Below are 14,367 nucleotides of genomic sequence, written 5' to 3' on the forward strand. Positions count from 1 at the left end.
AGGCAGCGTGTCGAAGTGATTGCCTCCAGAGGCAGGTGCTAAACAGCTCCAGGTCGGCCGTACGATGGTCAGCCATGGCCGTACTGCAAAGCGGATCAGCCCTCCCTCTGCGCAGGGCGGTCGATCAGGGTGTGCACGGGCGGGACATGGCAGCCACAAAAGGGCGGAGACAGAGGATGTCTGCACAGAAGGCTAAGTGTCGTGCGCAGTGTTCCTGAGGCAGTCCGGCCACCGATCGATATCCCTCCGTACGCAGACCTGGGAGAGTGGGCGCGTATCCGGTCCCGCACTGTCGTCACGGATCGCTGTTGGGTGTACTGCGGGGCACTAAGTGATGACGGCTACGGACGCTTCTGGGCGACTTCTGCGGCGGTGGGCGGCGACCACTCACCGGTGATGCGGCCGTCACGCTGGACGTGGCAGGCCCACCATGGACCGATTCCGGATCGGCACGTCATTCGTCACGCGTGCGACCGGAGTTGGTGCACACGCCCAGCCTGCCTCCAACTTGGCGACCAGGGCGACAACCTCGCCGATGCGCTGCGCCGCGATCGTCTCACCCATCCGGGCAGGGTGGGCAAGGCTGACCGACGCGGTGCCGCGGAGGCTGCCCGCGCGGTGCGGGCTGCCGTGCTCGATGCAGTGGGCCGCAATATTTACGACCCATTCCAGCTCGGCGAGATCGTCGCCGGCGCCCTCGCGGAGGGGGATCCGTTCGCCGATCACGGACGGCTGTTCTGACGGATACCTAACGGGTCCCGTACCCCTGCCTCGCCGGGGTACGGGACCCGTTAGGTATCCGTCGCCGATTGCGCCACTACTGCCTGTTCCTGAACCCCCATATCAGCAGGTCACGGGCCGCCAGCAGGAAAGGATGGTCTTGCCCAGGTGTTCGGGGAACGGTCACCATGACCGCTCCCCGAACGGGAACAGTTGGTAGGCGGCCCCGTCGTGACGCGCGGTCAATCGGTCGAGATGCCGAGGTGATGGGCCAGGATGCCCCGGGCGACCGCCAGGCCGTGGCCCTGGGGGTCCCTGTAGTCGGAGAGTGGGCTGGGCTGGCGCCCCCGAACGATCGTGTGCACGGCGGAGGGCAGCGGCACCCAGGTCGAGGTCTCGGTCCGAGCGAGGTAGGCGTCCATCCGTCCGTGCACCGCTGCGGCTGGCAGTCCGATGACGGCGTACGCCGCCTCGTCCAGCGGCCGGTACATCGCGTCGGCGGCGGGCCAGGGCGGCAGCCGTCCGCGGTGCGAGCGCCGTACAGAGCGCGTCCGAGTCGGGCGCCAGTGCCGGGTCCTCCGAGAGGGCCAGCGCGTAGGCCAGCTCGACCGCGGCCACCCATAGCCCGACGTTCTGGGGATGGCGCTCGCACAACAGAATCGCGCGGGCACCAGCATCCTCGCCAGCAAGGCGGAGGTGGTACTCCGACGGGGCCTCGGTCGTGGGGGTCGTCGCCATGAAATCAGTCTCTCGAAGCCTGTAGGGGCGCGCAGCGAATACCGGGATTAGGAGCAGGCACTTACGCGACGTTGTCGAGGTGGCAGGTGCAGGGCTGACACCAGTGGACCGGCGAGGGGGTGGCCTTACAGCCGCCGCACAGGCAGGCGCGACAGGCTGGACGGAGCAGCGGCTCGCAGAGGTCGGAGTGCCGGTCGTACCACTCGTCTACTACAGCCCGGTCCGCGTAGACCTGAGTGTCGGGCTGTGTGCGTAGGTCGGGTGACGTGATGCCGCAGAGGACGCACTGAGCGATGCCGCCCGGTGCGGTGATGCACCCGCCTCCGCCAGGGGCGACTTTCCATGCGTCGATCAGGCGGGTACGGACGCGGTTCACTGCGTTCCACCGAACCTCGTCGCCGGGGAGCAGACGGGCGGCCGCGGCGAGTTCGGCGGCGGCGATCCGCAGCAAGGTCCGCACCTGAGGCTGCCGCTCGTGGTCCCGGGCGGCGAGTTCTACCGCGGGTGCGAGAGTGTCGAGGTCAGTGAAGCTCTCCGCAGGAATGCCGAGTTGGATCGCCGTGGTGATGACGCCGTCGACGCCTGCAGGGATGGGCCGGATGCTGTAGTGCTCGCCGGCCCATTCCATGACGTACGCCTCGGCGGCGGTGGTGCTGTAGACGGTCTCCATGCTCTCTCCGATCTTCACGTAGTCACATCCAGGTGTGACGCCGGTAGATGACCCCGCCGGCCAGCCATGTCCCTAGGCCGAGCGCCGCACAGGTCAGGGACGCAATGAGGAAGCGATGGTCGTTGAGGTTGCCGTGGACGAGCAGCAACCCGATTCCGGTGCCGACTGCGAACAGCGCCGACCCCAGGATGAGAAAGCCCAGTACGAAGTTGGTCCGGCTCACGCCGGTCTCTTGGGAGCGCACTTCTGTCATCAGATCTCCGTGGTCTCACCGGGGTTACCGGAAAGCGTCTGCTGGAAGGTCGGTGTCGTGCAGCCTCGGGCGGCCGACGCGTGTTGGTCGGCGGGTACTCAACTGGTGCAAGCTGCGCACGGCGTTGTCGAGGTCCTGGTGCCGGTCGTGGGTGGCCTCTACGACCCATGTGGCTACGCCGTGCTCGGTGTCGACGTGCACAGCACCGAGGGGCTGCCGGTCCTCATACACATACCAGATCGGGCGATCGGTGTCGGCGGGCCGGACGCACTCCACTAAGCGCCCGTCGACCACGTGCGTGAACAGGTGGGGCAGGTCGGCCGGATCGCTCATGTGGTGGCCGTCCGGCGGGTGCCGCGGCGGGCCCGTTCCGGTGCGGCCGGGCTGTCGGCGTCCTCGGTCTCGTGGGCGTCGCGTTGGGCGGTGAGGGAGGATAGTTGGCGGCGGAAGTCCTCGCGCTCCTGGGTGAGCTGTCCGGCGTGCTCGTCCCGGATCGCTGCACGTTCCTTGCGCCACCCCTCGCGCTCCTGCTTGAGCTCGTCGGTGAACTCCTTGCGCATCCGTTCGCGTTCGGTGCGGGAGGTCTGGCGCTCCTCGGCGAGTTCCTTGACGATCCGCTGGCGCTCGGCGTCGGCGGCCGCGGTCGTGACTTTGTGACGGGCGGTTTCTTCCTCGGCGGCGCGCTGGTCTGCCTGTGCGTCGGCAACCTTCCGGTCGGCTTCTTTCTGCGCGGCCTCGATGGTCTTGGCGGCCTCGGCCTGGAGTTCCTCGATACGTTGGTTGGTGAGCGCTTCGACGGCTTTCACGTCCTTGCGAGCCTGCTCCTCTGCGGTCCGCTGGGCTTCTTCGGCGGCCGCGATCTTCTTCCCGGCCTCCTCCTCGGTGGCACGCTGGGCCGCTTGCGCCCCGGCAACCTTCCGCTCGGCCTCCTCCTGGGCCTGCTGCTGGGCCGCCTTGGCCTGCTCCGCCTCCTTCTGGGCCTCCTCCGCGAGTTCGTCGGCGTCCTCGCGGTCCCTCTCCGCCTCGTCACGCGCTGTCTCTGCGGTCAGTCGGGCGGCCTCGGCCTCGGCAACCCGTGCGTCGGCGGCCTGGCTGATGGCCTCGACCTCGGCGGCGGCGGCGCCGGGGTCGCCCATGGCGTCGAGCTGCGCGGTCAGGGCGGTGAAGTTGACCCGCAGGTCGTCGGCGAGCTGCTTCACGATCGGCAGGAGCGCGCGGCTGCGGATGGCCGAGTACTCGACCGGCCGCTCCGGCTCTCCGGCTGGCGCGTATCCGGCGGCGCTTTCGGCCTCCCGTGCCGCCTTGCGGCGGGCCGCGAGCGCGGTGTGCTTGTTGTGGCTCGGGTCGTCGCAGAACTCGGGCGGGCGGCCCGGTCCGCTGGCGGGCTGGCGCGCGCGACCGCAGCTGGGAAACCGGCACAGCTTGATGCCGGGGGCCGGGGTCAGGCTGGTCTGGATGCCCGGTGTCTCGTTCACGGTCACTCTCTTCGTGGTGTCAGGCGGGGTTGGGTCGCCGGATGGTCAACGGGTGGGCCGGTACCGCCGGTTACGGGCCGGTGGCAAGCGGGAGGGATTCAGGCGGTGTGCCGGTCGGCGGTGCGGGCAAGTCGAGAGAGTCGGCCGCGCATCTCCCCGATGCCGCGGCTGCCTTCCAGCGGGGCCGTGGCGTGGCGCCACACGCTACGGGCTGCGGCGGTGTACGCGGCGGCCGCGAGCACGGTCACGTCCTGGACGTGGTCGACGCCCAGGCGGGCCGCCTGGGGACGGAGCTGGACCGAGGTGACGCTGCCGGGATCGCCCATGCGCAGGTCGTACGGCGACAGCACCTGATCGAGGGTCACCAGGCCGTGGCGGGCGGTGACGACCAGGACGGTGCCGCCGTCGGCGGTGAGGGCGTCGGCGGCCCTGCGGCAGAGCGTGTGCAGGCTGCCACGGTAGAGATCGCCGGCCGGGGCCGGGCGGTCGAGCTTGGCACCGCTGCACGGGATCACCACCACGCGGCCTACGGCGGCGACTTCCGTCACCGGCGGCGTGGTGACGGAAGCGGGCCGGGGAGCGGGGACCGGGCGGTCCTCGACGGCGGGCCGGGCTGTCGCCACGGCGGGCCACAGTGGCAGCTGGAGGGCCTCGGCGGGGGCCCGGCGGGCGGATGAGTCGGCGGGGGCCTGCGGGGCCGCCGTGACGGGCGCAGGGGCCGGGGCCGTCGACCGGCGTGCGTACGTGCGGTGCTGGGCCAGGCTCCACCGGCGCCACCCGGCGGCCGCAGGGTCGGCGGGTTCGGCGACGGTGCTGGTGCGCGGGACGTTGACCCGCAGGTCGTCGAGCGGGGTGTGCAGGGTGCGGCGGCTGCCGTACGGGCGCCAGGCGGCCGAACTAGTGGTGATGCGCACGAGAGTGCCGGCGGTGCCGTGCTTGGAGCGCATGCCGGGGCCGCACCCGTCCCGGTAGGTGACGTGGGTGCCGGGGCCGACGATGCCGGGGCCGTCGATGGTCAGGAGTCCGGAGCGCTCGGCCTGGCGGTCGAGCCAGGCGGCGTGCGCCTCGTCCGGGTCGGTGCCGACGGCACTCACCGCGGCGGGCGTCCGCGTCACGGGACGGGCGGTGACGGTTCCGGCGGCGCGCGTCCGGCCAGGGGCGACGCGGTCGGCGTGGAGCGCGGCGAGCGCGGTGTCGGTTTCGCCGTGCGCGAGCTGGTCGCGGCCGTACGCGTCGTCCCGCAGGGGCGGCGACTCGATCGACACCGGTTCCGGCAGTCCCTCGATGCGGCGCACGGTCCGCCCCTCTCCGTCGTTCCGATGCTTCGTCAGAATCGTAGCACCTTACCAAACCTAACTAAACGACCAAACGACCTTACTGAATTACCTAATTGAAGATCGTTCAAAATTGACAGGGGCATGTCATGTCAGCCGGAGGCTTGATTTCCGATACGCCCCCAGAATCGGTAATCACTGGTAGCGTTGGGTGTGCACGTTCAGTGACGCTGAATCAGGAACCGCGAGACATCCGGACGAACCGGGGGAGACCCGGCGAAAGGGGCGCGACACCATGGCGGACACCCGGACCACCGACCCGGACGCAGTGACGGCCGCGCTGCTGCGCGCCGCGCGCGGCGAAGAGGCCGTCTCGGACGACCCGGCGCTGTACGCCGTGGCGGAATCGGGCTGGAACCGCGCCTTCGACGTCGAGAACAGGGGCTGAACGGTGACCGAGTACCCCTCTGCTTCCGTCACCCCGAGTCCCGTGACGGAAACGGCCGCCCTCGACCTCGCCGACCGGGTCGCAGGCCTCGCCGCGCGGGCCGCCTCCGGTGAAGACGTCGCCGCCGAACTGGCCGCCGTGGCTCACGAGTTGACCGCTGGTCGCCCGGACGGCGACGCTGCCGGCGCACTCGTGCCGGTCGGCGGACGCCGACCGGGTGCCGGGGGCCTGGTGCTGCCCGGCCACTACACCGCAGCGGGCGCCGGACGGGTCCGCACGCCCGGCGGCTTCACCGTGGACGAGACGACCGCGCGCCGGGCCGCGGCCGCGGAGCCCGCCAACACCCGGCGCGGCCGTGCCTCGCGGGCCGGGATGTACGTGGCCTGGTGCAACGGCCACGGCCGGGTGCCCACCGATCACGGTGTACTGGCCGACTGGGCCAACCACCTTGCCGACCAGCAGCACCCCACCGACACCATCAACTCGTACGTCACCACCGTGTCCAGCGTGCGCGCGCTCAACGGCCACCCGGTCCGTGAAGACGAACGCGACCTGATCGCCCGGGTGCTGGCCAGCCGCTCCACGGAGGAGGCGACCGACCCGGACAATGCCGGGGACGTCCTCCAGGCGACCGAGTGCACCCGCGAGGACCTGGCCGCGATGGTGGCCACCTGCGACCTGACCACGGTCCGCGGCCTGCGGGACGCCGTGGCGATGGTCATCGACTGGTACATGGCGGGCCGGGCGAGCGAACCGGTGGCGCTGTCCGTGCACGACGTGACGGAGGTGTCGGCCGAGATCGTCGACCTGACCACGGGCGAGGTCATCGCCAGACCGGCGCTGCACGTGATCGTGCGCCGGTCGAAGACCAACCCGTACGGGAAGCTGCGCGACACCGTGCGCCTGGTCGCACAGGACGATGCGGCGCTGTGCCCGGTCGTGCTGTGGCGGGCCTGGATGGCGCTGCTGACGGCCGAAGGGGTCGCCCACACCGGGCCCCTGCTTCGCCGGGTCGACCGGTGGGGCCGCCTCGGGGGGACCGGTCAGTGCGCCGGCCGCCAACCGGCCGACACGCGCCGGGCGGGAGGCATCGGTGACCGCACCCTGCGGAACATCCTCCGCGACCGTGCCAAGGCGGCCAACCTGGTCCGCGAACTGCGGCCGGAGGAGCGGGAGTTGCTCAGCGTGTGCGCCGAGCGGGCCGCGCTGGCGGCGGTCGACACCGACGCCGAGCGGGAGACGATCCGGGTCGAGCGGCGCCTTGAGCGGCGGGCTCTGCGGCGCAGGCTCGTACGGATCACCGGGCACAGTATGCGGCGCGGCTGCATCCGCAGGATGGAACGCAACGGCGCCCCGCGGCATGTGATCGAGGCCCACGCGCGGTTCGCGCCGGGCTCCCGCGCTCTGGCCCGGTACCGGGTCGGAGAGATCCCCTGGGAGCAGAACCCCACCCTGTACATGGGCGACCCCGGCGCGGCCCGTCGGCTGTACGCCCGGCTCGGCCCCGCCGGGCCGTAGGCCTCGGCCGCCGTGCCGGAAAACCCGTACATCGTTCAGAATTTGGGGGTTGAGGAACATCGGAACGAAAATTGGCGCTAAGCCCCTCGCGCGCCTGAGAGCGCTTTGACCTGGGCTTTGGTGGAGGCGGAACCTTCGACAGTCGTGTTGATCATTGACTGTGTGGAGGTCCGGGGTGCCGGTCGAGTTTCTGACGGATGCACAAGCCGCCGCGTACGCGGCGTTTGACGGGGCGCCGTCCCGTACGGAGTTGGAGCGGTTCTTCTTCCTGGACGACGCGGACCGGGAGCTGGTGGAGGCGAAGCGGCGGTCCCACAACCGGCTGGGCTTCGCGGTCCAGCTGACGACCGCGCGGTATCTCGGGGTGTTCCTGGACGACCCGACCAACGTGCCGGCCGAAGTCGTCGACTACCTCGCCGAGCAGCTGGGCATCGAGGACTCCTCGGTGCTCAAGGCGTACGGCGAGCAGCGGTGGAAGACTCGGTTCGAGCACGTGTGGGAGTTGCGCGAACTGCTGGAGTACACGGAGTTCGCCGAGGCGGAAGCCGAGTTGCGGGTGTGGGTGGACGCGCGGGCCTGGACGACCGGGGAGGGCCCGAAGGCGCTGTTCGACGCGGCGGTGGGGTGGCTGCGCGAGCGCCGGGTGCTGCTGCCCGGCGTGACGACGCTCGCGCGGCTGGTGGCCTCGGTGCGGGAGGCGGCGAACCAGCGACTGTGGGACAGCCTCTACGGACTGCTGAGCACCGGTCAGCGGGCGGTGCTCGACTCGCTGCTGACCGTGCCGCCCGGCGCCCGGGTGTCGGAGCTGGACAGGCTGCGGCGCGGTCCGGTGCGGATCTCCGGGCCCCAGATGAAGTGGGCGCTTGAGCGGGCGGCGGAGATCGACGCGTTCGGTATGGGCGAGCTGGACGTGTCGGGGATACCGCCGCGGCGGCTGGCGGAGCTGTCGCGGTACGGGGTGGACGGCAAGGCGTCCCTGCTGCGGCGCCACGGCGACTCTCGGCGCCTGGCCACCCTGCTGGCCACCGCGGTCTACCTGACGAGCAGGGCGGTCGACGACGCGCTGGATCTGTTGGAGGTGCTGATCGCGACGAAGCTGTTGGCGCGGGCGGAGCGGGAGACGGCGAAGCAGAAGCTGAAGACGCTGCCGAGGATGGAGCGGGCCGGAATACGGCTGGCGACCGCGTTCCGGGTCGTGTTCGACACCACGAGCGAGCAGGTCGACACCGAGTCCGGGGAGATCAGTCCGCCGGAGGTGGCGACACTTACGGCGATGTGGGAGCGGATCGAGGAGGTGGTGCCGCGCGAGGAGCTGGCCGCCGCGATCGCCGCGTTGTTCGAGCTGGCGCCGCCGATCGACTCCGACGCGGACGAGGCATGGCGGACGATGCTGGTCACCCGGTTCCCCACCGTGCGGCCGTTCCTGGCGCTCCTTGTCCAGGTCGTCGACTTCGGCGCCACCCCGGAGGGCCTGCCGGTCCTCAATGCGCTGAAGTCGCTGCCCGACCTGATGGGGCGCAAGAAGGTGAGCCCAGATGAGATCGACACGTCGCTGCTGACCGGCTCATGGCGGCGGCTGGTCCTGTCCGCGCCGCACATGGAGCCGGGCACGGTGGACTGGAAGGCGTACGTGTTCTGCGTGCTGGAGTCCTTTCACCGGCTGCTGCGGCGGCGGGAGGTGTTCGCGAAGAACTCCTCGAAGTGGGGCGACCCGCGGGCGAAGCTGCTGGACGGCGAGGCGTGGGAGCAGGTCCGCCCGACCGTGCTGGCTTCCCTGAACCTGCCCGGCGAGGCGGGCGAGCACCTCGCGGCGCGGGCCGCGCTGCTGGACGGCACGTACCGGGAGGTGGCCGGGCGGGTGCCGGCGAACTCCCAGATCGTCTTCGACGACGACGGCCGTCTTCACTTCGCCGCCCTGGAACCGGAGCCCGAACCCGCCTCCCTCCTGGACCTGCGGAAGGCGGTGGAGGCGATGATGCCCCGCGTCGACCTGCCGGAGGTGCTGCTGGAAGTGTTCTCGTGGACCGGCGCCGACCAGGCGTTCACCTCGATCACCGGCGGCGAGGCGCGGCTGCGGGACCTGCACGTGACGGTCGCCGCGCTGCTGGTCGCGCACAGCTGCAACGTCGGCTACACGCCGGTCATCGGCTCCGTGGACGCGCTGAAGTACGGCACGTTGTCCCACGTCGACCAGACGTATCTGCGGCTGGCCACCTACCGGGCCGCGAACGCCACGCTCATCGAGCACCAGGCGTCCATCGGCCTCGCGCAGGCGTGGGGCGGCGGGCTGGTCGCCTCGGTCGACGGCATGCGGTTCGTCGTCCCCGTCCCCTCGGTCTATGCCCGCCCCAACCCCAAGTACTTCGGGCGCCGGGGCGGCGCCACCTGGCTGAACATGATCAACGACCAGGCGGCGGGGCTGGGCGGGAGGGTGGTGGCCGGGACCCCGCGCGACTCCCTGTACGTGCTGGACGTCCTTTACGACCGGGATGGCGGCAAGCGCCCGGAGACGATCGTTACGGACACCGCCTCGTACAGCGACATCGTCTTCGGCCTGCTGACCCTGGCGGGGTTCGCGTACGCGCCGCAGCTCGCGGACCTGCCGGACCAGAAGATGTGGCGCATCGACCGCAACGCCGACTACGGCGCCTTCCAGGAAGCGGCCCGCGGCCGGGTCGACCTCGCCCGCGTCGAACGCCAGTGGGAGGACATCCTCCGCATCATCGGTTCCATCCACACCGGTGCCGTGCGCGCGTACGACGTGATCCGGATGCTGTCGCGGGACGGGCGCCCCACCCCGCTCGGCGACGCGATCGCCCACTACGGGCGGATCGCCAAGTCCCTGCACATCCTGCGCCTGGCCGACGAGCCCGGCTACCGGCGGCAGATCAAGGCGCAGGCCAACCTCCAGGAGGGCCGCCACGCGCTCGCCCGGAAGATCTTCCACGGCCGCTCCGGGCAGCTCTATCAGCGCTACCTGGACGGCATGGAGGACCAGCTCGGCGCGCTCGGCCTGGTCCTCAACGCCGTCGTCCTCTTCAACACCAGGTACATGGACGCGGCGGTGAACCAGCTGCGGGCGGACGGCTTCGACGTCCGCGACGAGGACGTCGCCCGCCTCTCACCGTTCGTGCGGCAGCACATCAACATGCACGGCCGGTACAGCTTCCAGCTGCCCGACCTGCCTGGTGGGATGCGGCCCCTGCGCGACAAGCACGCCGCCGACGACGAGTGAGCGCCTGCGGTCGGCGCGGGGGAAGTCGCGCCGGGCCTTCCCCGGCTCGGCTCGTTGACCAGTACAGACGGCACCCGTGACCAGTCCGCAGCAGAGGCGGCCAGCATCCACGACTACGAGGTGGCTTCCGCGACGACGACGTACAGCGTCACTGCGGCGAAGAAAGGCCCCGTGGCGAGATGGTCGAGCCACCTCTGCGACGCCAGAGCGGGCAGGTAGCCCGCGGACACGGCGCGCTCGGTGTTGCGCTGAAGGCCGAGGATCTGGTCTGCGGCCTGAACGTCACGGAATACCGAGGTCATCGGGACGACGGTTGGCACCGCGAGTCCCGCATCCAGTGCAAGCCGGGCGAGTTGACGGCCGATGACTCCGTTGCGCACGACCTTGTCGGTCACGTGTCGGGTGTAAGCCCGCGCGATTTCGATGTCGGGGTAGTCGATGGTCAGCGAATCCCAGTCGGGTTCACCCATGACGAGTCTGCCGCCTGGGCGCAGTACACGCCGGGCCTCTGCAAGTGCCCGGGCCGGGTCCACCGCGTGCTGAAGCACGCGATCGGTCCGGGCACGGTCGATGCTGCCGTCCTCGATCGGGAGCGTGTGAATGTCGCCCAGCTGTACCTCGACCGCGGGCAGATCCTCTGTACGCCTGCGTGCTTGGGTGACCATCTCCTGGCTGGAGTCGATGCCGATCACCCTGCCGGACGGGCTGACCGCCTTGGCGAGGGTGCTGAGATCTGTGCCCGGTCCGCAGCCCAGATCGAGTGCGGTCTCGCCTGGCTGTGCATCCAGTGCGTCGAGCATGACGCTCTTGTAGGAACGCGCTGTGTCCGTCGCGGCCAGTCGGTCGAGGAAGCTGATCTCGTCAGGAACGGCGCTTTCGAATACGCGCCCGGACAGGCGGGCCATGGAGTGCGCCTCTCGCTCAAGCAACTCCCGCCCCGCCGGCGTGAGGCAGACCGGACGTTGGCGACCCTTGCCCTCCAAGGGCTTCACCAGTTGCTTCGCCTCCAGCCGAGCCAGGGCTCCGTAGAGGCTTCCGGGCCCGAGGCGATGACCGCAGACCTGTTCGATGGCCGCGTTGATGGCGTACCCGTGCAGCGGCCCGTCGGTCAGTGTGCACAGGACAAGCATCTGGGCGTCATTGGTGCGCATGGCTTCTCCAGTTGTGGACGGCCTCCGGGATGCGTTCCTATGATGCTACACAGCGCGTAGTACGCGCCGCGTAGTATCCGAAGAGTGAACGACGGACGCCGGCGAAAGCGGCTGCACGAGTCCCCGGCCTGGCCCCTCCGGGCCGGTGCCACGGGGCGAGGCCAGACACCGTGACAAGTCGGTCCTGCAGCGCGCCAAGAACTCTCATCCCTGCCCTGGACACCATGCGAAAGGCCTCACCATGCGCACCACCGATCTCTTCTACGCCCTGTACGCCCGTCGGCTGCGTCGGCAGACCGCAGCGGGGCCGCTGCCCGAGCACATCGGCCTGATCATGGATGGAAACCGCAGGTGGGCCCGGCAGATGGGCATGGCCAACCCGAGCATCGGTCATCGCTACGGTGCCGAGCACGTCGAGAACGTGCTGTCCTGGTGCGAGGCGGCCGGCATCAAGCATGTGACGGTCTTTGTCTGCTCCACGGAGAACCTGCAGCGCCGCGGCGACACCGAGGTGTCCTTTCTCATGCAGGTGATCGAGCAGGTGGTGGCAGTTCATCTCGCTCGCCCTGACGCCCGCTGGCAGGTGCGCATCGCAGGAACCCTCGATGCCCTGCCTGACTCCACGGCCCACGCTCTCAAGGAAGCAGCCGAGGCGACGCGCGGCTGCACCACCGGATCACAAGTGACCCTCGCTATCGGCTACGGCGGAAGGCAGGAAGTCATTGATGCCGTGCGCGAACTGCTCCACGAACAGGCAGCAGCCGGAACCCCCCTCGAAGACCTCGCAGCACGCCTGACGGTGGACGACATCACCCGTCACCTCTACACAGCGGGACAGCCTGACCCAGATCTCGTCATCCGCACCAGCGGAGAACAGCGCATGTCGAACTTCCTCCTGTGGCAGAGCGCCTACTCTGAGCTGTACTTCTGCGAGGCCTACTGGCCCGCCTTCCGAGAGATCGACTTTCTGCGTGCCCTGCGTAGTTACTCGGCCCGGCAACGCCGCTATGGCGCATGAGACAGGCGCGCAGCCTCGCCCGGGCCCGATCGGGAGATGACGTTCACCTGCTGCTGTCGCCTGGAGCAAGCAGGCTCGTGAGCTCGGCAATCGCCTCCGGGGACGGCTTGAAGTAGCGGCGGACGTTCTCCGGTTTCTTGTGCCGGGACTTCGCCATCAGCATCAGCAGGCTCGCGCCTTGTTCGCCGAGGTGGGTCAGAGCGGAGTGGCGGTACTCGTGCAGATCCCAGCCCGTCCCCGGCCCGTGCACCGCAGTGTGGGAGTCCAGCAGAGCGCGGGCCTGCCCGTATGACAGCCGGACCAGCCCGGTGTCCGGGCACACGTCGCGCGGACTGACGACCTTCCCCGGGCCAGGGCGGCGGTGGGTGACGAACACCGGCCCGCGCGTACGGCCCTTGAGCAGGCGGGGCAGCAGCCGGGCGGTCCCGGCGTCCCAGTACACGGGCTCCAGCACGAAGTCCTCGCGCACCGCGCCGCGGCGGCGGGTGCGCGGCCGGGCGCCCTTCGCCTTCACCGGGGCCCGGCGGCCAGCCAGGTCCAGCTCCTCGATGTTGACGCCGAGGATCTCCTCCGATCGCGCCACGGTCTCGTAGAGCATCCGCCACAGCGTCTTCTCCCGAACGTGGACATCGCGGCGGGCGATCAACCGGTCGACGGCCATCTTCGAGCGGGCCGGAGTCTCGGAGTCCGGCGGGGTCATCCGCTTCGCCCACACCGGCACCTTCGGGCCGTCGTACCCGTGCTCGCCGCACCAGCCCAGCCACGACAGCACCGACGCCCGGCGGGCGTTCCAGGTGTTGACCGCCGCCTCGCCCCACAACTGTTCGAGGGCGCCGCCGATCTCGTCGTCCGCGACCGCGGCGAGCGGGCGGGCCTCGCCAAGCCGTTCGGCGGTCTTGCCGACCCCGATCCCGTAGTTGCGGACCGTGTTCGCGTTGCCGAGCGAGTCGAGGAACGCATCCGCCGCGCTCCGTACGGTCAACGCCTTTCCGGCGGGTAGTCGTACGAGGCTTGACACCGCTTCCTCTCTTGCCGCAGATAACGGGGCCGCTTCACGCACGATCTCCGAGCTGTTCCCGCAGGCCGCGATCGGCTATCCCGCAGATAATAGGGCGTTATCTGTGGGACAACTTCAGAAGGGCCGGGCAGCCAACGCACCGTCAGCCGCCCACCAGGGCCGATCAAGGCTTAGCGCCAGTTTTCGTTCCGATGTTCCTCAACCCCCAATTTGCCGGACGTCGTCGCCCCACGCAGGGCTTCTGACCTGAGCACGAACGCACCGGACGGGACGCGGCGGCCGTATCCGCGGTGCCCGGGTGCGCGTTGTGTACACAGTGAGCACAGTGGGCACCCCGGGCGGCGGGGACCGGCATGAGATCGGCTTGCGCGAGGCACGTGCGGTCGTCGGCGACCTGGCGGCGGCGGCCCAGCACGGGGACCGCGTGACCTACTTGACCCGGCACGGCCGGGCGGTGGCCGCCGTGGTACCGGCGCCGGCCGCGCGATCGGTGGCCGCCATGCGGCGCGACGCCGAGCGTGCGGCCCTCGACCAGCGGCAGACCGCAGACCTGCACGCGGTTCAACTCGACTGGACGCGCAGTCAGTTCGAGGTGCCGTTGCGGGCGGCCCTGCGCATCGTCGAGGCCCTCGCCCTCGTGGAGCTGGACGCCGTGGTGCGGGCGGGTCTGGAGCGGGAGGCCTCCGTCGTACGCGAGTTCCTCGACCGCGCGTCGGCCGCCACGGATCATGGCGCCGAGTCGACGGCCGCGGCCGGAAAGTCGGCCAGGCGCAGGACTCTGCAGGACCTGACCAACGGCGGGGAGTCCGTGCCCGGCCAACTCGACATCCTCGGCGGGGCGTGAGCTCT

14 protein-coding genes are annotated in these 14,367 nt (G+C 70.3%); 6 read left to right on the top strand and 8 right to left on the bottom strand.

What is annotated here, in order from left to right; genetic code table 11:
• Positions 1-396 precede the first annotated feature (396 nt).
• Positions 397-741 (top strand): HNH endonuclease, encoded by a 345-nt coding sequence (locus ACWIHT_RS45980; protein WP_456174616.1) that lies wholly within the window; start codon positions 397-399, stop codon positions 739-741.
• Between the two features lie 221 nt (positions 742-962).
• Here ACWIHT_RS45980 and ACWIHT_RS45985 read toward each other — a convergent pair whose 3' ends face one another.
• From ACWIHT_RS45985 to ACWIHT_RS46010, 6 genes are all read right to left on the bottom strand, one after another.
• Positions 963-1,211: a hypothetical protein gene (locus tag ACWIHT_RS45985; protein ID WP_456174617.1), complete on the bottom strand. Its 249-nt coding sequence runs from the start codon at positions 1,209-1,211 to the stop codon at positions 963-965.
• 308 nt (positions 1,212-1,519) lie between these two features.
• On the bottom strand, positions 1,520-2,146 hold the full coding sequence (locus tag ACWIHT_RS45990; protein ID WP_456174618.1) for a hypothetical protein: 627 nt from the start codon (positions 2,144-2,146) through the stop codon (positions 1,520-1,522).
• Positions 2,147-2,150: 4 nt separating this feature from the next.
• Positions 2,151-2,381: a hypothetical protein gene (locus ACWIHT_RS45995; protein WP_456174619.1), complete on the bottom strand. Its 231-nt coding sequence runs from the start codon at positions 2,379-2,381 to the stop codon at positions 2,151-2,153.
• A 24-nt stretch (positions 2,382-2,405) separates the two neighbouring features.
• Positions 2,406-2,714: a hypothetical protein gene (locus tag ACWIHT_RS46000; RefSeq protein WP_456174620.1), complete on the bottom strand. Its 309-nt coding sequence runs from the start codon at positions 2,712-2,714 to the stop codon at positions 2,406-2,408.
• The gene (locus ACWIHT_RS46005; protein WP_456174621.1) at positions 2,711-3,856 is read right to left on the bottom strand and encodes a hypothetical protein; all 1,146 of its coding nucleotides are present in this window, start codon (positions 3,854-3,856) and stop codon (positions 2,711-2,713) included. Before ACWIHT_RS46005 ends, ACWIHT_RS46000 begins: the two co-directional genes overlap by 4 nt.
• Positions 3,857-3,954: 98 nt before the next feature.
• Positions 3,955-5,151 carry a DUF6884 domain-containing protein gene (locus ACWIHT_RS46010; RefSeq protein ID WP_456174622.1) on the bottom strand — a complete coding sequence of 399 codons (1,197 nt, stop codon included), beginning with the start codon at positions 5,149-5,151 and terminating at the stop codon, positions 3,955-3,957.
• 274 nt (positions 5,152-5,425) lie between these two features.
• Between ACWIHT_RS46010 and ACWIHT_RS46015 the strand changes: the two genes are divergently transcribed.
• The 3 genes from ACWIHT_RS46015 (at position 5,426) to ACWIHT_RS46025 (ending at position 10,331) form a co-directional block, all read left to right on the top strand.
• The gene (locus ACWIHT_RS46015) at positions 5,426-5,578 is read left to right on the top strand and encodes a hypothetical protein (protein ID WP_456174623.1); all 153 of its coding nucleotides are present in this window, start codon (positions 5,426-5,428) and stop codon (positions 5,576-5,578) included.
• A 42-nt stretch (positions 5,579-5,620) separates the two neighbouring features.
• Positions 5,621-7,096 carry a hypothetical protein gene (locus tag ACWIHT_RS46020; protein ID WP_456174624.1) on the top strand — a complete coding sequence of 492 codons (1,476 nt, stop codon included), beginning with the start codon at positions 5,621-5,623 and terminating at the stop codon, positions 7,094-7,096.
• Between the two features lie 175 nt (positions 7,097-7,271).
• Positions 7,272-10,331: a Tn3 family transposase gene (locus tag ACWIHT_RS46025; RefSeq protein ID WP_456174625.1), complete on the top strand. Its 3,060-nt coding sequence runs from the start codon at positions 7,272-7,274 to the stop codon at positions 10,329-10,331.
• A 113-nt stretch (positions 10,332-10,444) separates the two neighbouring features.
• Here the strand turns inward: ACWIHT_RS46025 and ACWIHT_RS46030 are convergent, their stop codons facing one another.
• Complete coding sequence (locus tag ACWIHT_RS46030) at positions 10,445-11,482, bottom strand: methyltransferase domain-containing protein (protein WP_456174626.1); 1,038 nt, start codon at positions 11,480-11,482, stop codon at positions 10,445-10,447.
• Positions 11,483-11,723: 241 nt separating this feature from the next.
• Here ACWIHT_RS46030 and ACWIHT_RS46035 point away from each other — a divergent pair, with 241 nt between their 5' ends.
• The gene (locus ACWIHT_RS46035) at positions 11,724-12,500 is read left to right on the top strand and encodes an isoprenyl transferase (RefSeq protein WP_456174627.1); all 777 of its coding nucleotides are present in this window, start codon (positions 11,724-11,726) and stop codon (positions 12,498-12,500) included.
• A 43-nt stretch (positions 12,501-12,543) separates the two neighbouring features.
• On the opposite strand, the gene ACWIHT_RS46040 is transcribed toward ACWIHT_RS46035, so the two are convergent.
• Positions 12,544-13,518 carry a tyrosine-type recombinase/integrase gene (locus ACWIHT_RS46040; RefSeq protein ID WP_456174628.1) on the bottom strand — a complete coding sequence of 325 codons (975 nt, stop codon included), beginning with the start codon at positions 13,516-13,518 and terminating at the stop codon, positions 12,544-12,546.
• A 364-nt stretch (positions 13,519-13,882) separates the two neighbouring features.
• Between ACWIHT_RS46040 and ACWIHT_RS46045 the strand changes: the two genes are divergently transcribed.
• Positions 13,883-14,362 (top strand): hypothetical protein, encoded by a 480-nt coding sequence (locus ACWIHT_RS46045; RefSeq protein WP_456174629.1) that lies wholly within the window; start codon positions 13,883-13,885, stop codon positions 14,360-14,362.
• Positions 14,363-14,367 lie beyond the last annotated feature (5 nt).

The organism is Streptomyces sp. NPDC002276 (assembly GCF_053891435.1).

Coding starts and splice junctions, on each gene's coding strand:
- ACWIHT_RS45980 (WP_456174616.1), top strand. CDS start 397: ATGCGGCCGTCACGCTGGACGTGGCAGGCCCACCATGGACCGATTCCG.
- ACWIHT_RS45985 (WP_456174617.1), bottom strand. CDS start 1,211: ATGTACCGGCCGCTGGACGAGGCGGCGTACGCCGTCATCGGACTGCCA.
- ACWIHT_RS45995 (WP_456174619.1), bottom strand. CDS start 2,381: ATGACAGAAGTGCGCTCCCAAGAGACCGGCGTGAGCCGGACCAACTTC.
- ACWIHT_RS46000 (WP_456174620.1), bottom strand. CDS start 2,714: ATGAGCGATCCGGCCGACCTGCCCCACCTGTTCACGCACGTGGTCGAC.
- ACWIHT_RS46015 (WP_456174623.1), top strand. CDS start 5,426: ATGGCGGACACCCGGACCACCGACCCGGACGCAGTGACGGCCGCGCTG.
- ACWIHT_RS46030 (WP_456174626.1), bottom strand. CDS start 11,482: ATGCGCACCAATGACGCCCAGATGCTTGTCCTGTGCACACTGACCGAC.
- ACWIHT_RS46035 (WP_456174627.1), top strand. CDS start 11,724: ATGCGCACCACCGATCTCTTCTACGCCCTGTACGCCCGTCGGCTGCGT.